Source organism: Streptomyces sp. DH41 (genome assembly GCF_029813785.1).
GTDB lineage: Bacteria > Actinomycetota > Actinomycetes > Streptomycetales > Streptomycetaceae > Streptomyces.
Map to the genome: position 1 here is coordinate 326022 of NZ_JARVKY010000001.1, position 21391 is coordinate 347412.

16 protein-coding genes are annotated in these 21391 nt (G+C 73.4%); 9 read left to right on the forward strand and 7 right to left on the reverse strand.

All coding sequences use genetic code 11. The features are described 5' to 3' along the window. Nucleotides 1-170: 170 nt before the first annotated feature. The 7 genes from QC283_RS01410 (at nucleotide 171) to QC283_RS01440 (ending at nucleotide 11367) form a co-directional block, all read left to right on the forward strand. On the forward strand, nucleotides 171-1538 hold the full coding sequence (locus tag QC283_RS01410) for a hypothetical protein (RefSeq protein ID WP_279559433.1): 1368 nt from the start codon (nucleotides 171-173) through the stop codon (nucleotides 1536-1538). A gap of 59 nt (nucleotides 1539-1597) precedes the next feature. Continuing rightward, entirely contained in the window at nucleotides 1598-2656 is a 1059-nt protein-coding gene (locus QC283_RS01415; RefSeq protein WP_279559434.1) for a glutamate ABC transporter substrate-binding protein, read from the forward strand. Nucleotides 2657-2732: 76 nt separating this feature from the next. Next, nucleotides 2733-4070, forward strand: coding sequence for a hypothetical protein (locus QC283_RS01420; protein WP_279559435.1), 1338 nt, complete (start codon nucleotides 2733-2735; stop codon nucleotides 4068-4070). A 22-nt stretch (nucleotides 4071-4092) separates the two neighbouring features. Further along, a complete protein-coding gene (locus QC283_RS01425; protein WP_279559436.1) occupies nucleotides 4093-6828 on the forward strand; it encodes a serine/threonine-protein kinase in 2736 nt (911 codons plus the stop codon). Nucleotides 6829-6831: 3 nt separating this feature from the next. Then, a complete protein-coding gene (locus tag QC283_RS01430; RefSeq protein WP_279559437.1) occupies nucleotides 6832-8292 on the forward strand; it encodes a PP2C family serine/threonine-protein phosphatase in 1461 nt (486 codons plus the stop codon). A 135-nt stretch (nucleotides 8293-8427) separates the two neighbouring features. Continuing rightward, nucleotides 8428-9810, forward strand: a complete 1383-nt coding sequence (locus tag QC283_RS01435; RefSeq protein ID WP_279559438.1) for a vWA domain-containing protein — start codon at nucleotides 8428-8430, stop codon at nucleotides 9808-9810. A gap of 48 nt (nucleotides 9811-9858) precedes the next feature. After that, nucleotides 9859-11367, forward strand: a complete 1509-nt coding sequence (locus tag QC283_RS01440; protein WP_279559439.1) for an FHA domain-containing protein — start codon at nucleotides 9859-9861, stop codon at nucleotides 11365-11367. Between the two features lie 10 nt (nucleotides 11368-11377). Here QC283_RS01440 and QC283_RS01445 read toward each other — a convergent pair whose 3' ends face one another. After that, nucleotides 11378-12352 carry a methyltransferase domain-containing protein gene (locus QC283_RS01445; RefSeq protein ID WP_279559440.1) on the reverse strand — a complete coding sequence of 325 codons (975 nt, stop codon included), beginning with the start codon at nucleotides 12350-12352 and terminating at the stop codon, nucleotides 11378-11380. 126 nt (nucleotides 12353-12478) lie between these two features. Here QC283_RS01445 and QC283_RS01450 point away from each other — a divergent pair, with 126 nt between their 5' ends. Continuing rightward, a complete protein-coding gene (locus tag QC283_RS01450) occupies nucleotides 12479-12892 on the forward strand; it encodes a globin (RefSeq protein WP_279559441.1) in 414 nt (137 codons plus the stop codon). 45 nt (nucleotides 12893-12937) lie between these two features. Here the strand turns inward: QC283_RS01450 and QC283_RS01455 are convergent, their stop codons facing one another. From QC283_RS01455 to ettA, 3 genes are read right to left on the reverse strand one after another with little or no spacing between them, the layout of a single operon-like run. Then, nucleotides 12938-13624 (reverse strand): hypothetical protein, encoded by a 687-nt coding sequence (locus tag QC283_RS01455; protein WP_279559442.1) that lies wholly within the window; start codon nucleotides 13622-13624, stop codon nucleotides 12938-12940. Beyond that, nucleotides 13621-14031, reverse strand: coding sequence for an acyl-CoA thioesterase (locus QC283_RS01460; RefSeq protein WP_279559443.1), 411 nt, complete (start codon nucleotides 14029-14031; stop codon nucleotides 13621-13623). Before QC283_RS01460 ends, QC283_RS01455 begins: the two co-directional genes overlap by 4 nt. A gap of 2 nt (nucleotides 14032-14033) precedes the next feature. Beyond that, on the reverse strand, nucleotides 14034-15698 hold the full coding sequence (ettA, locus tag QC283_RS01465) for an energy-dependent translational throttle protein EttA (RefSeq protein WP_279559444.1): 1665 nt from the start codon (nucleotides 15696-15698) through the stop codon (nucleotides 14034-14036). 394 nt (nucleotides 15699-16092) lie between these two features. Between ettA and QC283_RS01470 the strand changes: the two genes are divergently transcribed. Then, on the forward strand, nucleotides 16093-16701 hold the full coding sequence (locus tag QC283_RS01470; RefSeq protein WP_279559445.1) for a VOC family protein: 609 nt from the start codon (nucleotides 16093-16095) through the stop codon (nucleotides 16699-16701). A gap of 130 nt (nucleotides 16702-16831) precedes the next feature. On the opposite strand, the gene QC283_RS01475 is transcribed toward QC283_RS01470, so the two are convergent. The 3 genes from QC283_RS01475 to QC283_RS01485 form a co-directional block, all read right to left on the reverse strand. Continuing rightward, the gene (locus QC283_RS01475) at nucleotides 16832-18241 is read right to left on the reverse strand and encodes a TQXA domain-containing protein (protein WP_279559446.1); all 1410 of its coding nucleotides are present in this window, start codon (nucleotides 18239-18241) and stop codon (nucleotides 16832-16834) included. A 301-nt stretch (nucleotides 18242-18542) separates the two neighbouring features. Next, entirely contained in the window at nucleotides 18543-19019 is a 477-nt protein-coding gene (locus QC283_RS01480; protein ID WP_279559447.1) for a single-stranded DNA-binding protein, read from the reverse strand. A 232-nt stretch (nucleotides 19020-19251) separates the two neighbouring features. Beyond that, entirely contained in the window at nucleotides 19252-21390 is a 2139-nt protein-coding gene (locus QC283_RS01485; RefSeq protein WP_279559448.1) for a YfjP family GTPase, read from the reverse strand. Nucleotide 21391: the final 1 nt, after the last annotated feature.

Genomic DNA, 21391 nt, shown 5'->3' on the forward strand with positions numbered 1-21391 from the left:
CGAATGCCGGTGCGGGCAGCGATACTTGCGGCGACGGATGACCATGGGGGAGGTCAGCAGTGACTCAACCGCCGAAGGGCAGCGCGGCGCCACCGCCGGGCCCGGGCGTGCCCACCCTGCCCGCCGTACCGCCGCGGCCACACCCACAGCCGCACTCGCAGCCGCAGCCGATGCCCCGACAGCGCTCGGGCGGCGCCCCCGTCGCGCCCCCTGCGCCGGCGCCCCGCCGCACCGCGTTCGCCGAGGGCGTGGACCGGCTGCGCGCGGCGGCCGTCACCGAACCGGGACGGCTGCGCATCATCGGCGCGCTGCTCGCCGCGCTGGTCGTCGCCTTCGGCACCGTCACCGCCTGGCAGATGCACGAGCGGTCCACGGCGGCCGACGACGTGCTGACCCGCAGCCAGCCGCTCACCTCCGACGCGGCCGACATCTACCGCTCCCTCGCCGAGGCCAACACCGCCGCGTCCAGCGGGTTCCTGGCCGGCGGCCAGGAGACCAAGGCGTCCCGCGACCGGTACGAGAAGGGCATCCGCACCGCCGCCGAGGGCCTCGTGACGGCCGCCGCCGGCTCGGACGCCGACTCCCCCTCCGCGAAGACCATCACCAAGCTCAACCGCCTCCTGCCCGAATACAAGGGCCTCATCGAGCGCGCCCGCACCTACAACCGCCAGGGCTTCCCGGTCGGCGGGGCCTATCTGCGCTACGCCAACGAGAAGATGCAGCAGGAGATGCTCCCGGCGGCGGAGGACCTCTACAAGACGGAGAACCAGCGGCTGCGCGCCGACTACGCCGACGCCAAGCCCTACCCCTGGGCCGCGCTGGCCCTCGGCGTCCTCGCACTCGCCGCCCTCACGTGGGCGCAGCACCGCAACTACCGGCGCACCAACCGCGTCCTGAACCAGGGCCTGGTCGCCGCCACGGCCACCACCACGATCGTCCTGCTCTGGCTGGTCGTCGGCCACAGCGTCGCACGGTCGAACCTCGGCGACTCCTACGACCACGGCGTACGCTCGCTGAACGTGCTGCACGACGCCCGCATCGCCTCCCTCAAGGCCCGGGGCAACGAGAACCTCACCCTGGTGGCGCGCGGCGCGGAGACGAAGAAGGTGGACGGCGAGACGTACGACGCCTACGACTACGACTACGGCCGGAACATGGCGACCCTCGGCAAGGGCCTGGCCGAGGCGGCGCGGCTCGCCGACGACGAGGCGGGCAAGGCGCCCGTCGCCGCGGCCGACCGCGACATGACGGAGTGGAAGAAGCGCCACGCGTCCGCCCGCGAGCAGGACGAGAACGGCAACTACCAGCAGGCGCTGGACCTGGTCATCGGCGGCAAGGGTGCCACGGTCGAGTGCTTCGACGGCGTGGACGCCTCGCTCGCCGACGCCATCGGGCACGAGGAGCGGGAGTTCAAGCAGGCGGCGGGCGACGGCCTGGGCGCGATGGACAACCTGCCGCAGGGCGCGGGCGTCCTCGCCGGCCTCGGCGCGGCGGGCGCGCTGCTGGGCATCGGCCGCAGGCTCTCGGAGTACCGGTGAAGCCCGGCGCGGACCCGGCGGACGGGCGTGCGGGGACACCCGTGAACGGAGGCGCGAGGATGCGTGCACGACGACTACGGGGCGGCCTGAAGGGCTGGGGCGGTGTGGGGGCGATGGCCTTCGCCTGCGCCCTCGCCGTGCTCTTCGCCCTGCTCCTGCCGGTGGTCCGCTCGCACGGCGAGGGCGGTGGCAATGGGACGGGCGGTGGCGCGGGCGGCCACGGTGTCGCCCACGGCAGCCAGGCGCGCGCCGCCGAGGAGTGCACGGCCCCGGAGCGGCAGACGCTGTCCCCGTCCGGCGACGACGGCCCCACCATCGACGAGATCCAGAACCGCCGGGGCGAGAAGCGCAAGCTGGTCGTCGGTGTCGACCAGAACAGCTACCGCTGGGGCTACCGCGACCCGAACAGCGGTGGTGACGCCGAGCTGGAGGGCTTCGACATCGACCTGGTGCGCCGTATCGCGGAGGACATCCTCGGCGACCGGGACGCCGTGCAGTTCAAGGCGATCCCCACCGACCAGCGCGTCCCCGCGATCCAGGACGGCCGGGTCGACATGGTGGTCCGCACGATGACCATCAACTGCGACCGGCTGGCCGACGTCGCGTTCTCCGCGCCCTACTTCAAGACCGGCCAGCAGGTGCTGGCGCCCAAGTCCTCGGGCATCACCGGGTACGACAAGACGCTGGCCGGCAAGAAGATCTGCACGGCGGCGGGTTCGACGGCGCTGAGCACGCTGGAGCGGGACCAGAAGGACGGCAGGCTGCCCGCCGACGTCGACCTCGGCACCACCGTGCCGAGCCAACTGGACTGCCTGGTGCGGCTCCAGCTCGGCGAGGTCGACGCGGTCGTCACCGACGGCGCGCTCGCCGCGAGCCAGGCCGCACAGGACCCCACGGTCGAACTGCGGGGCACCGACTTCACCACCGAGTACTACGGCGTGGCGATGAAGAAGGACGCCGACGACCTGGTACGCCGGGTCAACCAGATCCTCGTGGAGTGGCGCGCGGACGACGCCAGGGGCTGGAAGTACTCGTACGACACGTGGCTGTCGAAGACCATGGGCGACGCCGCAGAGTCGGAGCCACCGGACCGGCCGGAGTATCTGCGCACGAGCTGAACGACCGGCGCACGCACGGGAAGACACGGAAAGACCACAAGACCACGTACAGGTCCGCGACAGCGAGAGGTGATCGATGGGCGACACGGGACCCACCGGGCCGGTGATGGACCGGGACGAGGTGGACCGTGCGCTGGCGCGGCTCGGCGCGGAGCACGAGGCCGTCGAGACCTCGCTCCTCGCCCTCCAGGACCACGCGGGCCGCAGACTCCTCGAAGGCGCCGAGCTCACGGGGGTGACCGGCGAGCGCTGGGCCGCCGCGGAGGCGTCGATCACGCTGCTGTGGACCTACTTCGACGCGTACACGGGCGCGCTGCGCACCGCCCGGGAGATCCGCTCCCGGCGCCGCTGGTCCAGCCGTGAGGACCTGGTGGCGCTGACCGAACTGCTGCGCGGCGAGGCCGTCACCGTGGCGGGCGGCGCCGCCGTGGCCACCGCGGGCGCGCCCACCCCGCACGGCGGTCCGGGCCGCCTCAGCGAACGGTACTCGCTGGTCACCCTGGTGGACCGGATGAACCAGCTGTACGCGGCCTCCCTCGACATGGTGGTCGCGGCCGACGCGGTGTGGTCGGCGCTGCCCGCGCGGATCGATCTGCTCGCCGCCGAGCTCCAGCGCACACGCCGGCTCGCGCACTCCGTGGGCGTCCGCCCCGGCGAGCATCCGGCCGGCGACGACCTGGAGCGGATCACCCGCACCCTGACGAGGCTGCGCGAACAGGTGGTGTCCGACCCGCTGGCCTTCTGGCTGCCCGCCGAGGGCAGTTCGGCGCCGGGCGGTGGCCGGCCGGACACCACGGTGTACGACCGGGAGGCGCGCGCCCTGGAGGACGTACGCCGCGAGATCGACGCCGTGCTGGCCGTACGCCAGGACGCCGAGCAGCGGATCGTACGGCTGCGGGACGTACTCTCCCGCGCGGACCGCACGCTCGCCGAGGCCCGCACCGCGCGCGGCGAGGTGCTGGCGAAGATCGCCGCGACGGAGGTGCCCGTGGTCAGCGGACCGCCGACCGTGCTGCAGGAGCAGCTGGCGGCGGCCGCCGAGTACCGCAGACACGCGCAGTGGCACCGGCTGTCCCCGCTCCTGGAGTCCCTGGAGGAGAAGGCGGAGGACGAACTGCTGCGCGCCCGTGAGTCCCTGACGGCGGTCACCGCGCCGCTCGCGGTCCGTGCCGAACTGCGCGGCCGGCTCGACGCGTACAAGGCGAAGATGGGCCGGCTCGGCCACGCCGAGGATCCGGAGCTGGTCGAGAAGTACGAGAAGGCGCGCCGCATGCTGTGGAGCGCGCCCTGCGACCTGCGCGTGGCCGGCCAGGCCGTACTGCGCTACCAGCACGCGGCGGCCGAAGTGCTCGGCTCCGCCCCGCGGGTGCCCGGGCAGGGCGGGCCGGTGGACCGGACGGGGCCCGGCGCGTGAGCGACGAGGGGGAGGCAGCGTCATGAGTGAGGCAGGGCGGACGTGTCAGCGTCCCGGCTGCGGTGGGGCCTACGAGGACATGGGCGGCGGCGAGCTGTACTGCGACACGTGCGGTCTCGCGCCGGTCGTCGCCTCGGGCGGCATGGTCGGCTCGACGCCGACCGGGGTCACCGGAGGCGGCGGACGGGGCTCACGCGGGTCCCGCGGTTCGGCGGGCAGCGGGAGTTCGCGGTCCAGCGGCCGCAGCAGTTCCCGTACGTCGTCGCAGTCGTCGAAGTCCCGGCGTTCGGTGTCGGGACGGCTCTCGCGGGCGGTCTCGGGACGGTCGACGAGCCGGTCGGTGTCGGTGCGCAGCTCGGGCTCCCCCGCCGGTTCCTCCGGGCGCGGACGCCTCGGCGCCGGCCTGGTCGAGGTCCCGGCGATCCCGCGGCCGGACCCTCGTTCGATGGTGCTGGACAACCCCGAGGTGCCCGAGCGGAAGAGATTCTGCTCGCGCTCGGACTGCGGGGCTCCGGTCGGGCGGGCCCGCGGTGAGCGGCCGGGGCGCACGGAGGGCTTCTGCACCAAGTGCGGCCACCCGTACTCGTTCGTGCCCAAGCTGAGGGCCGGGGACGTCGTGCACGGCCAGTACGAGGTGGTGGGCTGCCTCGCGCACGGCGGGCTCGGCTGGATCTACCTCGCCGTGGACAAGGCGGTCTCCGACCGCTGGGTGGTCCTCAAGGGCCTGCTGGACACCGGCGACCAGGACGCGATGGCGGCGGCGATATCGGAGCGGCGGTTCCTCGCCGAGATCGAGCACGCCAACATCGTGCGGATCTACAACTTCGTCGAGCACCTCGACCAGCGCACGGGTTCGCTGGACGGGTACATCGTCATGGAGTACGTCGGCGGCAAGTCGCTGAAGGAGATCGCCAACGGCCGGCGCAGCCCCCAGGGGCGGCGCGACCCGCTGCCGGTCGAGCAGGCCTGCGCGTACGGCATCGAGGCGCTGGAGGCGCTCGGCCATCTGCACAGCCGCAACCTGCTCTACTGCGACTTCAAGGTCGACAACGCCATCCAGACCGAGGACCAGCTCAAGCTGATCGACATGGGCGCGGTGCGCCGGATGGACGACGAGGAATCGGCCATCTACGGCACGGTGGGCTACCAGTCCCCGGAGGTCGCCGACGTCGGCCCGTCGGTGGCGTCCGACCTGTACACGGTCGGCCGCACGCTCGCCGTGCTGACGTTCGACTTCCAGGGCTACACCACGGTGTACGCCGACTCCCTGCCGGACCCGGACACGATCGAGGTCTTCCGGCGGTACGAGTCCTTCTACCGGCTGCTGGTGCGTGCCACCGACCCTGATCCGGGCCGCCGGTTCGCCTCCGCGCAGGAGATGGCCGAGCAGCTGACGGGGGTGCTGCGCGAGGTGGTCTCGCTCCAGACGGGCCGCGCCCGGCCCGCCGTGTCCACCCTGTTCGGGCCGGAGGCCAGGGTGACGGACACGGAGTTGTTCCCTCGGCTGGACGGCGACGTGTCGCGGCTGGGAGCGCGGGCGCCCCGCACCGGGCGGCGCGGCGCCGGTGCGGCCGCGGCACTGCCGGGCGGCCAGGGCACGCTCCCCGCGCTGCCGGGCGGGACGAACGCGGCGGTCGGAGCACCGGGCGGGACGGGCGCGGGTGTCGGGGGGGCCGGCGGGGCGGGTATGAGCGCTGGAGCACACGGCGGGGCGGGCCCAGGGCTCGGACAGCAGGCCGGCGGGACGGGCGCGAGCGTCGCGCCGCCGGTCGGCGCGGTCGGCGGTCGCGGTGACGCTGACGGTACGTCCGGGCTGGTGAAGTCCGCCGACGCGCCCGTCACCGCCCTCGCGCTGCCGGTCCCCCGGGTCGACGCCGGTGACCCCAACGCGGGCTTCCTCGCGGGCCTCATGGCGTCCGCGCCGGCCGAACTGCTGACCGCGCTGGCCTCCGCGCCGGCGCCGTCGACCGAGACCCGGCTGCGGCAGATCCGGGCGCGGCTGGAGAACGGCGACGCGCCCGGCGCGCTCGAGGCCCTGCACACGCTGGAGGGCGAACGGCCCGACGACTGGCGGGTGGTCTGGTACCAGGGGCTCGCCGCACTGGTGACCGGCGACCACGAGGGCGCCGCCCTGGCCTTCGACGCGGTCTACGACGCCTTCCCGGGCGAGATCGCGCCCAAGCTGGCGCTCGGCCTGTGCGCCGAGGTGCTGGGGCAGCTCGACAACGCCGCCGAGTACTACCGCCTGGTGTGGGCGTCCGACCCGAGCCATGTGAGCTCGGCGTTCGGGCTGGCCCGGGTCCAGCTCGCCGCCGGCGACCGGGCCGGTGCCGTACGGACGCTGGAGTCGGTGCCGGAGTCGTCCATACACTGCACGGCCGCGCGCGTCGCGGCCGTACGGGCACGGCTGCGGCAGCGCACCGCGGGCGCGGGCGACGTGGCGTTCCTGGACGACCTGGTCGCCGCCGCTCGGCAGGTCGAGGCGCTGGACGTGTACGGTCTGGATCCGGCACGGCGCGAGCAGCTGTCGGCCGAGGTCCTCGGTTGCGCGCTGGACTGGGTACTCTCCGGAGGTCGGGGTTCCGTCCCTCCCGCCGCCGGGGGACGGACGCTGCTCGGCAGCGGCCTGGACGAACGCGGCCTGCGTTTCGGCCTGGAGCGTTCGTACCGCACGCTGGCGCGGCTGGCGCGGGGCGGCGAGGAAAGGATCGACCTGGTGGAACGTGCCAATCGTTACCGCCCCCGGACGTGGGTGTAGTTGATGTCGCAGATGCCCCAGCAGGCCGCTGTGCCGAAGTGCCCGAGCTGCGAGGAACCCCTCGAGCCCGGTGACCGTTTCTGCGGCGCTTGCGGATACGACCTGTCCGCCGTGCCCGCACGGCCCGAGGACAGCCCGACGATCGCCGTCAACGGCTCGGTGCCCGCGCCGGCGCCGCCGCCGGACGGTGTGGACTGGCCCGTGGCCCGGGACTCGGACGGCTCCGGCCGGCCCGCCCCGGTGCACGCGGCGGCCGAACTGCCGGGCACCGACTCGGGCGGCTCACCGTTGCAGCCGACGGAGCCGGCCCCGCCGGCTCCCCCGCCCCCGCCCGCGGCACCACCGATGCCGGTGGCGCCGCCGGAGCCGGACGCGCCCGGCGTGCGGCTCGACCGTCCCGGCCGTCCGCAGGACGCCGACGAGTACCCGCTGCAGGCGCCCGACCCGCGACTGGCCGCCGAGCCGGTCCCGGGCGTCCCCGTCCCCGGCGCGACGGTCCGGGACGCGACGGCCCGGGACGCGACGGTCGCGTCCGCGCCCGCCGCCGGCGCCAAGGTCTGTGTGGCCTGCCGCGCGGGCCGGGTCGACGACGACGGCTACTGCGAGAACTGCGGGCACGCCCAGCCCCGGGAACGCGACCACATGGAGCAGGAGTCCGGCCCCGTCGCCGCGGTCAGCGACCGCGGTCTGCGCCACCACCGCAACGAGGACGCGTTCTCCGTCGGCTGCACCGCGCTGCCCGACGGCACCCCCGCGAGCGTGGCGATCGTCTGCGACGGCGTGTCCTCCGCGACCCGCCCCGACGACGCCTCGCTCGCCGCGTCCCGGGCGGCCGGCGAGTCGCTGCTGGGCGCCCTGCCGCGGGGCACCCATCCGCAGCAGGCCATGCACGACGCCATCGTCGCCGCCTCGCACGCCGTCAACGCGCTGGCGGACGAGCCCGCCACCGCCCGCGAGCAGGCCCCGCACCAGAACGCGCCCGCCTGCACCCTGGTCGGCGCCGTGGTGACCGCCGGCCTGCTGGTCGTCGGCTGGGTCGGCGACAGCCGCGTCTACTGGGTGCCGGTGGACCGGAGCACACCGCCCGCCCGGCTCACCGAGGACGACTCGTGGGCCGCGCAGATGGTCGCCGCCAACCTGATGAGCGAGGCCGAGGCCTACGCCGACGAACGCGCCCACGCGATCACCGGCTGGCTCGGCGCCGACGCCTACGAACTGGAGCCGCACACCGCGTCGTTCAAACCGGACCGCGCGGGAGTGGTCGTGGTCTGCTCGGACGGCCTGTGGAACTACGCCGAGTCGGCCGAGGAGATGGCCGAGGTCATGCCCCTCGACGCCGCCTCGCGTCCGCTGCACAGCGCCCGCGTACTGGTCGGTCACGCCCTGGACGGCGGGGGCCACGACAACGTAACAGTGGCCCTCGTGCCGTTCCCGGCCCCGCCGCAGGGGGCAGGATCGGCCTGAGGCTCCCGCACGTGTCCCGAAGCCCCCGCACGGGCGGGGTGACGCGCGGGGGGCCTCGCGGGCCGCAGGGGGCGGTCCGCGCCGGCAGCCAGACACCCCACCACCGTGGGGCCGTAGAGGGGGATGCGACCCGGCATGGCCAATTTCTCGAAGTCGAACGTGCCGCAGTTCTCGATGGACGTCTACCAGAACGAGTACCTGCCCGACGGCGGCCGTGAGGTGAACGCCATCGTGACGGTCACCGCGACCGGCGGCGGCACGGTCGGGAGCGCGGTCGCCGCGCCCCACCTGTACTCGCCGGGCCAGGGACCGTCCGCGGCCGTGGCCGTCATGGTCGACTGCTCGGGCTCGATGGACTACCCGCCCACCAAGATGCGCAACGCCCGCGACGCGACGGCCGCCGCGATCGACACCCTGCGCGACGGCGTGCACTTCGCGGTGGTCGGCGGCACCCACGTGGCCAAGGAGGTCTACCCGGGCGGCGGCGGGCTCGCGGTCGCCGACGCCACCACCCGGGAGCGGGCCAAGCAGGCGCTGCGCAAGCTGAGCGCGGGCGGCGGCACCGCCATCGGCACCTGGCTGCGGCTGGCCGACCGGCTGCTGTCGTCGGCGGACGTCGCCATCCGGCACGGCATCCTGCTCACCGACGGCCGCAACGAGCACGAGTCGCCACAGGACCTCAGGGCGGCGCTCGACGCCTGCGCCGGGCGCTTCACCTGTGACGCCAGGGGCGTGGGCACCGACTGGGAAGTGAAAGAAGTCACAGGACTCGCCTCCGCCCTGCTCGGCACCGCCGACATCGTCGCCGACCCGGCCGGTCTCGCCGCCGACTTCACGCGGATGATGGAGACGGCCATGGGCAAGGAGGTCGCGGACGTCGCCCTGCGCCTGTGGACCCCGGTCGGCACCACCGTGAAGTTCGTCAAGCAGGTCGCTCCCACGGTCGAGGAGCTGACCGGGCGCCGCACCGAGGCGGGCCCGCGCGCCGGGGACTACCCCACCGGTTCCTGGGGCGACGAGTCCCGCGACTACCACGTATGCGTGGAGGTTCCGGCCGCCGGCCTCGGCCAGGAGATGCTGGCCGCCCGCGTCTCCCTGGTCGTCCCGGAGCCTGGGGGCACCTCCCGCTCGAGCGCAGCCGAGAGTGGGGGAGGCAGCGCCCGCAACCTCGGCGCGCAGGGTCTCGTACGGGCCGTGTGGACGGACGACATGGCCGCCTCCACGTCGATCAACCCCCAGGTCGCCCACTACACGGGGCAGGCGGAACTGGCACAGGTCATCCAACAGGGGTTGGATTTGCGCAAAGCGGGAGACATCGACGGAGCAACGGCCAAACTGGGTCGTGCGGTTCAGCTCGCCGGAGTCTCCGGAAACGCCGATACGGCGAAACTGCTTGCGAAGGTGGTGGACGTGGTCGACGCGGCGGCAGGTACTGTGCGACTGAAAGCGAAGGTCGAGGAGGCCGACGAGATGACTCTCGAGACCCGGTCGACAAAGACTGTTCGTGTAAAGAAGTAACACCGGACAACAGCGCTCCACGAGCCCGCAAGAGGGGGAAGCACCGACATGCCGACCTGCCCGAACGGACACCAGTCGGGTTCCGACGACTGGTGCGAGGTCTGCGGTCACCGCATGGCCGGTGCCGTGCCGCCCCCTCCCCCGCCTCCGCCCCCGGGCGGCGGCTACGGCTTCCCACCGCCCGCCGGTCCCGGTGGTCAGGGCCAGGGCCCTGGTGGTCCGGGCGCCGAGCCGCAGTTGTGCCCGCAGTGCCGCACGCCGCGTGAGGGCGCGGCGCCGTTCTGCGAGGAATGCCGGTGGAACTTCCTCACCAACACCGCCACCTCGTACACCCCGGCCGCCCCGCGCCCGTCGGCGCCCGGCGGTCCGGCTCCGCACTTCCAGCAGCCGCCGGCGCCACCGTCGTACGGCGGCGGTGACTCGTACGACTACCAGGGCTCCCGCCCGTCCCAGATGAACCGGCCGGCCGAGCCGATCCCGCCGGGTCCGCCCTTCGGCGGCCCTTCGAGGCCGGGCGGCCAGGGCGGCCAGGGTGGCCCCGGTGGCGGCCCTGGTGGTCCGGGCAGCGGTCCCGGTGGTCCCGGCGGTCCCGGCGGTCCGAACGGCCCCTCCGGCCCCTTCAACCCCGGCGGCCCGAACGGTCCCGGCGGATACGGCGGCCCGGGCGGTCCCGGGGGTCCCGGTGGCGGCCCTGGCGGCCCTGGCGGCCAGGGCGGCCCTGGCGGCCCCTCCGGCCCGCCGGCCCCGCCCGCCTTCGGTGCCGACCCGTCGCGGCCGGTCCCGCCGCCGCCCGGCCCGGGCGGGCCCGGCGGCGCCCCGCAGGGATACCAGCAGTCCGGTCCGCCGGCCCCGCCCGCCTTCCCGCAGGAGACCAACCGGCCGCAGCAGGGCGGTCCGTCCTTCGGCGGCGGTGAGGACGACTGGGTGCTCTCGCCACCGTCGTCCACCGGGCACGGAGGGCCGGGCGGTCCAGGAGGCCCTGGTGGTCCCGGTGGCCCTGGTGGCCCGAACGGCCCGGGTCCGGCCCAGGGCGGCGGCTACGGCTATCCGCAGCCCGGCGCGACCCAGGCCCCGCCGCCCCCGCCCGGCGGCGGCTACGGGTTCCCCCAGCAGCCCCAGCAGCCCCAGCAGCCCCAGCGGCCTCAGCAGCCGGTGACCTGGACGGCGACCATCGGGCCGGACCGTGAGTACTTCATGGCGATGATGCACCGCTCCGGCCCCGAGGCCGCCGGCCTGAACCTGCCCGCGTACTCGCCCGAGCAGCAGCGGACGCTCACCGGCAACCAGATCACCATCGGCCGCCGCCGGCACTCCACCGGCGACACCCCGGACATCGACCTCGCGGTGCCGCCGGAGGACCCGGGCGTCTCGCACCAGCACGCGATGCTGGTGCAGCAGCCGGACGGGACCTGGGCGGTCGTCGACCAGAACTCGACGAACGGCACGACGGTCAACGGCGGCGACGAGCCGATCCAGCCCTTCGTGCCCGTGCCGCTGCAGGACGGCGACCGGGTGCACGTCGGCGCGTGGACGACGATCACGGTCCGCCGGGGCTAGCGGGCGGCTCTCAGACGCAGGGCCAGGCGTACGGGCCCTCGGGGTCGTCCAGCCAGGCCCAGGCCCGTTCGCCGCGGACGGTGATGCCGTAGCGCTCGCGCCGCGGCGCGTCCTCGCGGTCCCACAGGGCGTACGCCTCCTGCGGATCGAGCCCGCCCCGGCTCAACGCGAGCAGGAAGCGGAACAGGTCGTCCTCCCGGGCCCTGCGCGGCACCCCGCCCAGGCCCGGCGTCTCCGGCTCGGACCGGTCCGAGCCGCGCAACGGTACGAAGTACGCGGGCGTGGGCAGGAAGCGCCCCTCGGCGTGCCCGGCGTCGCGGACGGTGAGGACGACCAGGCCGGTGGCGAGCGGCGTCAGGATCCGGCCGCCGGGGCGGCACTGGGCGAGCCAGGCGCGCGGGACCGAGGGCAGCGAGCAGGTGGCGAGGATCCGGTCGTAGGGGGCGCGTTCGGGCACCCCGCGGGCGCCGTCGCCGGTGACGACCGCCGGATGGTATCCGGCGGCGGCCAGGTGCCGGCGGGCCGACTCGGTGATGTCGGCGTCCAGGTCGACGGTGGTGACCAGATCGTCGTCGCCGAGCCGGTGGGCGAGCAGGGCGGCGTTGTAGCCGGTACCGGCGCCGATCTCCAGGACCCGGTCGCCCTCCGTCACACCCAGCTCCACCAGCATCATCGCCATCAGCGACGGCTGGCTGCTGGAGGAGAGCAGTTCGCCGTCACGCAGCCGGGTGGCCAGCGGGGCGTCGGCGTAGGCGCCGCGCACCCAGCGTTCGCGGGCCTCCCGGTCGGGGTGCTCGCCCCACCGGCGTTCGTAGCCGCCCCGGACACCGACGTAGTAGTAGGGCACGAAGAGGTGCCGCGGCACCGTCTCGAACGTCTCCCGCCAGACCGGGTCGGCCGTCCAGGCGCCGCTCAGCTCGATCTCCCGCACCAGCTCCGCCCGCGCGGAGGCGGCGAGGCCGTCCAGGTCCTGGTGCCCGCCCATGTCTCCACAGTACGGGCCCGGCGGTGGATGGTGTGCCGTGTGCGGTAGGTGCCGTAGGCGGTGAGTGCGGCATGGGGTGAAGGCGGGGTCCTACGACTCAAGTCCTATGTCCACGCGTCTGAGACCATGGACGACGTGACTGAGATTCGGCGCGGCACGCTTCAGGAGCAGACCTTCTACGAGCAGGTCGGCGGGGAGGAGACCTTCCGTCGGCTCGTCCACCGTTTCTACGAGGGGGTGGCCGAGGATCCGATCCTGCGGCCGATGTACCCGGAGGAGGACCTCGGCCCGGCCGAGGAGCGTTTCGCGCTCTTCCTGATGCAGTACTGGGGCGGCCCCACGACGTACAGCGACAACCGCGGCCACCCGCGGCTGCGCATGCGCCACGCGCCCTTCGTCGTCGACCGGGCGGCGCACGACGCCTGGCTGGGGCACATGCGGGTCGCCGTCGACGAGCTGGGGCTCTCCGAGGAACACGAGCAGACGCTGTGGAAGTACCTGACGTACGCGGCGGCCTCGATGATCAACGCGCCGGACTGACCGACCAGCCACCGGCCGGGCTGACGCGCGGGCGTCGCGGCGGGCTCAGCGAACGCTGATGCCCAACGCCCCGGCGGCCCCCGCCCGGCGCAGGGCGACGGACCCGTAGGGCGTGCGCAGCCGCAGCCACGCTCCCGAGGAGAACAGCTTCGGCGCGTCCGTGTCGAAGCCCCCCGGGGCCCGCAGGAACCCCAGTGACTGGGCCGCGTGCACGGCCCGCACCGGCAGCCCGGTGTCCCCGACCGTCCGGGACCATATCTCCCCGCCGATCCGGTCGAGCTCGGCCCGGGTGCGCCGCTCCGGCGCCAGCTCCGCCGTGCGGGAGCGGAACTCCGCCACCGCCGCGGCGACCAGCGCGCGCAGCGCGTCCGGGCCGGGCAGCCCCGGCTCGGGCCGCCAGCCGCCGCGCGGGGGCAGCACCCCGGCCCACGGGGGCCCGGTCACCGCTCCCGGCACACCGGCGGTGGCCGCCGCCTCGTCCACCGTCTCCAGGAGCTCACCGGCGGACACGGTCACGTCCAGCGTGGCGTCGAGCCCGTTCTCGTACGGCTTGGCCAGCCGCACGGCGCGCACGGCCAGCACCTCGAAGGAGGGCGGCCGGCCGAAGACGGCGAGGGCCGTGCCCGCCGCCTGCAGGCGCACCGCGGCCGAGCGGTCGTAGTGGAGCAGGCGGGAGAGGAAGGCCGCGAGATCCGCGGCCTCCCCCTCGTCGGCCAGGTGAAGGACCGTCATGCGGCGACGGCCTCCTCCTTGTCGTCCGTGTACTCCTGAAGGAACTCCCGTTCCTCCGCGGTGATCCGGCGCGGCCGCTGCCTCTCGAAGTCGAACGGCACGATCACCGTCGAGGCGCGGACGTAGACCTGGTCGCCGTCCTTGACCTCGTAGGTGAGCGTGAAGGAGGCGGCCCTTATCTCCGTGACCCACAGCTCGATGTCGACCGGGTGGTGCCGGTGGACGAGCTGCCGCTTGTAGTCGATCTCATGGCGCGCCACCACGGACCCCTGCTTGAAGTCTTTCTCCGGGCGGAACAGGAAGTCGATACGTGCCTCCTCCAGGTAGCGGAGGAACACCACGTTGTTGACGTGGCCGTACGCGTCCATGTCCGCCCAGCGCAGTGGGCAGCGGTAGATGTGCCGCAAGATCAGCCCCGGGTCAGCTTCTTGTAGGTGGCGCGGTGCGGACGCGCGGCGTCGGCGCCGAGCCGCTCGACCTTGTTCTTCTCGTACGAGTCGAAGTTGCCCTCGAACCAGAACCACTTGGAGTCACCCTCGTAGGCGAGGATGTGCGTGGCGACGCGGTCCAGGAACCACCGGTCGTGGGAGACGACCACGGCGCACCCGGGGAACTCCAGCAGGGCGTTCTCGAGGCTGCTGAGGGTCTCGACGTCGAGGTCGTTGGTCGGCTCGTCGAGGAGGAGCAGGTTGCCGCCCTGCTTGAGGGTGAGCGCGAGGTTGAGCCGGTTGCGCTCACCGCCGGAGAGCACGCCGGCCGGCTTCTGCTGGTCCGGTCCCTTGAACCCGAAGGCGGACACGTACGCCCGCGAGGGCATCTCGACCTGGCCGACGTTGATGTAGTCCATCTCGTCGGAGACGACCGCCCAGAGCGTCTTCTTCGGGTCGATGTTCTCGCGGCTCTGGTCGACGTAGGAGATCTTGACGGTCTCGCCGACCTTGATGGAACCGGAGTCCGGCTCCTCGAAGCCCTGGATCATCTTGAAGAGGGTGGTCTTGCCGGCGCCGTTGGGACCGATGACACCGACGATGCCGTTGCGCGGCAGCGTGAAGGAGAGGTCGTCGATGAGGACCTTGTCGCCGAAGCCCTTACTGAGGTTGTTGACCTCGACGACGACGCTGCCCAGGCGCGGGCCCGGCGGGATCTGGATCTCCTCGAAGTCCAGCTTCCGCATCTTGTCGGCCTCGGCCGCCATCTCCTCGTACCGCGCGAGACGCGCCTTGGACTTGGCCTGCCGCCCCTTGGCGTTCGACCGCACCCACTCCAGCTCGTCCTTGAGCCGCTTGGCGCGCTTGGCGTCCTTCTGGCCCTCGACCTTGAGGCGGGTCTGCTTGGTCTCCAGGTACTTGGAGTAGTTGCCCTCGTAGCCGTGCAGCCGGCCGCGGTCGACCTCGCAGATCCACCCGGCGACGTTGTCCAGGAAGTACCGGTCGTGGGTCACGGCCACGACGGTGCCCTCGTACTTGGCGAGGTGCTGCTCCAGCCAGTTCACCGACTCGGCGTCGAGGTGGTTGGTGGGCTCGTCGAGCAGCAGCAGGTCGGGCGCCTCCAGCAGCAGCTTGCACAGGGCCACACGCCGCTTCTCACCACCGGAGAGGTTCACGACGGGCCAGTCGCCGGGCGGGCAGCCCAGCGCGTCCATGGCCTGCTCCAGCTGGGCGTCGAGGTCCCAGGCGTTGGCGTGGTCCAGCTCCTCCTGGAGCTTGCCCATCTCCTCGAGCAGGGCGTCCGAGTAGTCGGTCGCCATCTGCTCGGCGATCTCGTTGAACCGGTCGAGCTTGCCCTTGACCTCGGAGACGCCCTCCTGGACGTTCTCCAGGACGGTCTTCTCCTCGTTCAGCGGGGGCTCCTGGAGCAGGATGCCGACCGTGTAGCCCGGCGACAGGAACGCGTCGCCGTTCGACGGCTGCTCCAGCCCCGCCATGATCTTCAGAACGGTGGACTTACCGGCGCCGTTCGGCCCGACCACACCGATCTTCGCGCCGGGCAGGAAGCTCAGGGTGACGTCATCGAGGATCACCTTGTCGCCGTGCGCCTTGCGCGCCTTGCGCATGGTGTAAATGTACTCAGCCAAGAGAAACCGTCCGGCAGCTTGATCAGGCAGTGGGCAGATACACCCCATCTTGCCGCACCGCCACCCTTGTGAGGAAACGCGTTCGGCGCGGGGCCTCTGACCTGGGCTTTCCCGGACGCGCCTGAGACTCGCCTGTCACTGTCGGTCGCCGACCGGTCGGTCGGAGGTCGCGGAAAACTCGCATGCGGGTGATCCCCGCGGCCCCTTAGGCTTTCCGCCCGCAGGGCCGGTGGTGTCTTGCCGCCGGCGGTCGGTCAGTGGGTGGGAGATATACATGGCTTTGACCAGTCAACTGTTCGCGGTCTGCTTCGGCGCGAGTCAGCCACTGCGTCTGGCGCAGTTCTGGTCCGGGCTTCTGGACTGGGAGCTGGAGGACGATCCCTAGGATGGCCTCGTGCTGCTGCCCAGTGATGACACCGGGTTCCGTATCCGTGTCGCTCCGAGCCAGGAGCGGAAGGTCGGACAGAACCGGATGCACTTCGATCTGACGAGCGCGTCCCTGGAGGACCAGCGGCAGACGGTGGCCAGGGCGCTGGCGCTCGGCGGACAGCACATCGACATCGGCCAAGGCCCGGAGGACGAGCACGTGGTACTCGCCGACCCTGAGGGCAATGAGTTCTGCGTCATCGAGCCGGGCAACAAGTTCCTGGCCGACTGCGGCTTCGTCGGAGCGCTGGCCTGCGACGGTTCGCAGGCGGTCGGGTACTTCTGGAGCCAAGCGCTGGGGTGGCCCCTGGTCTGGGATCAGGACCAGGAGACCGCGATCCGCTCGCCGCTCGGCGGTCCGAAGCTCACGTGGGGCGGTCCGCCGGTGGCGCCGAAGAAGGGAAGGAACCGGCTGCATTTCGACCTCGCTCCGCCTGCTCACGGTGATGTGCGGGCAGAGGTCGAGCGCCTGCTCTCCCTCGGGGCGACCCTGAACGACACCGGCCGGAGCGAGGCCCGCTGGGTGGCGATGGCCGATCCCGACGGTAATGAGTTTCGCCTGCTGACGCCCAGGTAGCGCGGCAACGGGCTTCGGTCAGGACCGGCCCCGTTCGACGAGTTGGGCTTCGAGGCCGGCGATGCGTTCTCCGGGTCGCCGGTTCCGTGGCCCTGCCAGGGACTCCTCTCGCGTCAGGGTCGTCCGGACATCACTGTTCGTTCTTCCTGCGGAGGAACAGGAGGACCGCGCCGCCGATCACGACCAGGCCTATGGCCGCGCCGCCGATCAGGGGCGTCGCGCCCGAGCTGCCGGTTTCGGCGAGGTTGGGGTCCGGGGTGGGGGTGGGGGTGACGACCTTGGTGGGGGCCGGTTCACCGAGGGGGCGGGTGCCGGCCAGTGCGGCGCTCTGGGTGCGGCAGTCGAGGACGCCCGTGAAGCGCTGTTCGAAGCCGGCCGGGCCGCGGATGGTGAAGTCGTAGGCCCGGTCCTCCGGCAGCGGGACCGTCACCGTCCGGGTCTCGCCGGCCGCGATGGTGTACTCGGTGTCCAGCAGCTCGAAGGTGAAGGGTTCGTCGCCCTTGTTGGCCGCGGTGATGTCCAGGGCGCCCTCGGCGCAGTTCTTCGTGGCGGACAGGGCGGGTATCGGTCCCTGGTCGGCCCAGGTGGCGCTCGCCGTCGCCGCGACCGTGGACTCGCTGGAGCCGGCCAGGATCTGGGTCTGGCTGCGGCTCTCCGAGGCGAAGGCGCGGCCGACCGGCACGGTGGTCGAGGCCTGGACCGTCAGTTCGGCGGTGCCGGCCGTCGCGTCCTCGGGCACGTCGAAGAAGATCTGGGAGCCGTTGGTGACGGAGGTGACGGGCTCGCCCTTCTTGTCGACGATCCGTACTCCGCCGGTGGTGGCGTCCACCAGCGGCGTCACCGTCGCGCCGCCCGCGTTGGTGCGCACCGTCACCGGGCCGAGCCGCTCACCGGGGCGGCCCGAGACCGCGGGCGGGTCCAGGGTGAGCGACGCCGCGGGCTCCGACAGGCCGCGGGCGCTCTTCTCGAGGTGGTCGGCGAGCCGCTCGGCCTGGGGGTCGACGGCCTCGACGTCCGTGTCGTCCGAGTAGCGCCAGATGGCCACCTGCGTGCCGGCCGCGGCGTCCTGCTCGGTGAGCCCGCCGCGGACACCCGCCTTCTTGGCGAGCGCGGCGAGGTCGTTGACCTGGGGGTAGGAGTTCTGCAGGATCCAGCGGATGCGGCCGGCGTCCTTGTTGGTGCCCAGCGACGTGCCGCTCCAGGGCGTCTCCTGGTACTTGGCGTCCTTCTGCGTCGGGTTCTGGATGTCGACGCAGTACGTCTGCAGCATCCCGCCGCCCTCGACGGACATCTCGAACAGCCCGGCCGGCACCTCGTGGTCACCGTCCGCCCCGTGGATGACCGCGAGGCCGTGTGTCTTGAGGCCGCCTATCGTGGCCGTCGCCCCGCCCTGCCCCCGCGCCGCCGCGTCCTGGGCGGCGGCCGCCGGGCCGGCGCCGGTCACCACGCCCGCGGCGGCGAGCGCGGACACCATGGCCGCGGTGGCCAGTCGCGTCGCCTTCCGACCGGGCAGAGACAGCGCAGTGAGCGAAGAAAACACCAAATTCCCCTTCGAGCAGGACCCGTTGACGTGGGGGGCACGGTCCCACCAGCAGAATCACCAGCCCCGCAGGGCTCGTTCGGCATCCTAAGGACGTGACACGCCGCGCTTGCCGGTGATGTTGGTCCGCGCGGTGATCCGACTCGGAATCGTTATCGCTCACGGGCCTGCGAGCAGGGCTTATCGACAAATCCACCCGGGTTTGTTCGGGACGGGTTCGTCGATAAGCCGCACTTCGGTCATCCCCGGCGGTCAGTCCCGGTGGTCATCCCCGGTGGTCATCCCCGGTGGTCCGTCGGCGTCACGCCACCACCGCGGCGGCGGGTTCCGGCCGCTGTTCGGTGGTGTCCGTGGCGGGCGGCTCTCCGGCGACCGTCTCCCAGTTGGGTTCGGGGCGCGGAGGGGAGGCCGCCGTCTCCGTCCTGCCGGTGCGCCGGAACGCCGCCGTGCCGCGTGAGAGATCGTGCCCGATCGCCACCGCGTCGATGTCCGCCGAGGTCCAGTTCTGCCCCTCGCGCACGTCCGTGCGCACCTTCAGGCGGCCCTGCACCACGACGGGTTCGCCCACGGCCAACGACGCCGACACATTGCCGGCGAGCTGCCGGTTGGCCCAGACCGTGAAGAAGTTGGTGTGGCCGTCCGCCCACGCGCTCTTCTCCCGGTCCCAGTAGCGCGCGGTCACCGCCAGCCGGAACCGCGCCGACGGTCCGTTCGCCAGCTCCCGGAACACCGGCTGCGTCGCCACGTTGCCCACAGCACAGATCATCGTCTCGTTCATCGCGAGTCCTCCCTCCCGTACGGGCGCGTCCCGTACGGCTGCGTCCGGCGCCGCGTGCGTCCGATTCCCGTACGCCGCCGCTGCCCGTGACGACCGCGTCCGTCACGATCGCCGCGAGGCCAGACTGCCTCGGTCCGGGCCGGGCCGCCGAGGGCTGTGGACCGTCTTCCGGCCTGTGGAGAACTCCGTCACCCCTTCGGGCGGGAGACCCGCACTCGCCGCTGCCTCGCCGCTACCTCGCCGCCGCTCCCGCCCCGGTGACCCGTCCGTACTGCTCCCGCACTTCCCGGTACCGCAGCAGTTCCGCCGCCAGCGGATCCAGCACCCTGGCCCGGCCGCACCCCGCGGCGGCCTCCCGCAGCAGGCGTTCCGCCTCGTGGCCGTAGCGCCGTGCCGGTCCGCGTGCCGCGATGCGGCAGCTCCACTCGATGAGGGGTCCGCCGATGATGCCGGCCACCATCAGCAGCACCGGCACGCCCAGGTTCGGCGGCAGGAAGCCGATGATCTGGCCCAGCAGCCACAGGCCGCCCACCACCTGCAGCAGGGTCATGGACGCCTGGGCCAGCACGGCCACCGGCCACCAGCCCGGCCGCGGCGGACGCCCCGGCGGCAGCCCGGTGCGCACCGCCAGCTCGTCCAGGGCCTCCGGCAGCCCCTGGGCGCCCCGGCCGGCCGCCTCGCGCATGGCCTGCGCCCACGGCGCGGGCAGCCCCGCAGACGCCCGGTCGGACACCGTACGCACCGCCTGCTCGACGCGCTGTCGGGCCGTGGCCTCCTCGTCCGCCTGGGCGCGCAGTGAGATCCGTCCCGTGGGGGGTTCGCGCCGGTCGCGGTGCCAGCGCCACAGGCGCAGCCAGGGCGTGCCGCACGCGCGGTTGGCGTTGCGCAGCCAGGCGCGTTCGGCGGCCTCGCCGGCCGCGGTGGCACCCACCGCGTCCGCGAGCCGGTCCGCGAACTCCTCCCGCGCCTCCTCGCTGAGCCCGGTCCGCCGGCCGGTGACGTAGACGGGGCGCAGGCGCCAGGCCGCGGCGTCCACGTCGGCCGCGATACGGCGCGCCGGGGCTTGCCGTTCGGCGACGAACTGGCCGAGCACCTCGCGCAGTTCGCCGATGCCTTCCCCGGTGAGCGCGGACAGCGCGAGCACGGTGGCGCCGGGCTCGTCGTACTCGCCGAGGGGGATGCCGTCCTCGTCGAGCAGCCGCCGCAGGTCGTCGAGGACCTGTTCGGCGGCCTCCCCGGGCAGCCGGTCGACCTGGTTGAGGACGACGAAGGTGACCTCGGCGTGGCCGGCCATCGGCCGCAGATAGCGCTCGTGGAGCACGGCGTCGGCGTACTTCTCCGGGTCGACGACCCAGACGACGGCATCGACGAGCGCCAGGATGCGGTCGACCTGCTCGCGGTGCTGCACGGCGGCCGAGTCGTGGTCGGGCAGGTCGATCAGGACCAGCCCGCGCAGCGGCGAGTCGGCGTCCGGGTGCTGCAACGGGCGGCGACGCAGCCGGCCGGGGATGCCGAGCCGGTCCAGGAGGCTGGCCGCGCCGTCGCTCCAACTGCACGCGATGGGCGCCGCGGTGGTCGGGCGGCGGACACCCGTCTCGGAGATGGTCACCCCGGCGAGCGTGTTGAACAGCTGCGACTTGCCGCTGCCGGTCGCCCCCGCGATGGCGACGACGGTGTGCTGCCCGGACAGCCTGCGCCGCGCGGAGGCCTCGTCGAGCACCCGGCCCGCCTCGGCCAGGGTCCCGCTGTCGAGCCGAGTACGGGAGAGTCCCACCAGCTCGCGCAGCGCGTCGAGCCGTGACCTGAGCTGTCCGTCGTACGCGAGTGGCATCAGGGCGGCCGAGGAAGCGGGCCTGCTCGGGAGGACGGCGAACTGCTCCGGCCCGCCGTTCTCGTCCACCCGCCGCGCGATCAGCCCGTCGCCCCAGGCGCCCTCACCGTCCCCGGAACCGGACGCGGGCGAACCGCCGGCCGCGCGCTCCCGATCCACCTCGCGCTCTCGGCCGGCCGCACCCTCCGTACGACCCCGGTCCGACGTACGGTCCCGGTCCGACGTACGGTCCCGGTCCGACGTACGGTCCCGGTCCCGGTCCGGACGGCGGGGCGTCGCGCCGTCCGGCACGCGCGCGTGGGGGCCGCGTGCGCGTTCGTTCGGGCGCTCCTGCGGGCGTGTCCCCTGCCCGGCCTCCCTGGGGTGCCCGGCGTCCCCGGTGGCGGCCTCCCGCGCGGCGTCCTCCTGGGCGGCCCGCTCCGGGCCACGGCCGCCCCCGGGACCCGCTTGGCCTTCCTGGCTCCCCGGACCCGTCCGGCCCGCCTCCTGCGTCGTGTGGTCGGTGTGCTCGGTGGGGTCCTGGTCAGTGACGGCGGTCACC

What these genes read in the sequence shown, in the direction of transcription:
- QC283_RS01410 (WP_279559433.1), top strand. Translation starts at nt 171, where the DNA reads ATGCCCCGACAGCGCTCGGGCGGCGCCCCCGTCGCGCCCCCTGCGCCG.
- QC283_RS01415 (WP_279559434.1), top strand. Translation starts at nt 1,598, where the DNA reads ATGCGTGCACGACGACTACGGGGCGGCCTGAAGGGCTGGGGCGGTGTG.
- QC283_RS01420 (WP_279559435.1), top strand. Translation starts at nt 2,733, where the DNA reads ATGGGCGACACGGGACCCACCGGGCCGGTGATGGACCGGGACGAGGTG.
- QC283_RS01425 (WP_279559436.1), top strand. Translation starts at nt 4,093, where the DNA reads ATGAGTGAGGCAGGGCGGACGTGTCAGCGTCCCGGCTGCGGTGGGGCC.
- QC283_RS01430 (WP_279559437.1), top strand. Translation starts at nt 6,832, where the DNA reads ATGTCGCAGATGCCCCAGCAGGCCGCTGTGCCGAAGTGCCCGAGCTGC.
- QC283_RS01435 (WP_279559438.1), top strand. Translation starts at nt 8,428, where the DNA reads ATGGCCAATTTCTCGAAGTCGAACGTGCCGCAGTTCTCGATGGACGTC.
- QC283_RS01440 (WP_279559439.1), top strand. Translation starts at nt 9,859, where the DNA reads ATGCCGACCTGCCCGAACGGACACCAGTCGGGTTCCGACGACTGGTGC.
- QC283_RS01445 (WP_279559440.1), bottom strand. Translation starts at nt 12,352, where the DNA reads ATGGGCGGGCACCAGGACCTGGACGGCCTCGCCGCCTCCGCGCGGGCG.
- QC283_RS01450 (WP_279559441.1), top strand. Translation starts at nt 12,479, where the DNA reads ATGGACGACGTGACTGAGATTCGGCGCGGCACGCTTCAGGAGCAGACC.
- QC283_RS01455 (WP_279559442.1), bottom strand. Translation starts at nt 13,624, where the DNA reads ATGACGGTCCTTCACCTGGCCGACGAGGGGGAGGCCGCGGATCTCGCG.
- QC283_RS01480 (WP_279559447.1), bottom strand. Translation starts at nt 19,019, where the DNA reads ATGAACGAGACGATGATCTGTGCTGTGGGCAACGTGGCGACGCAGCCG.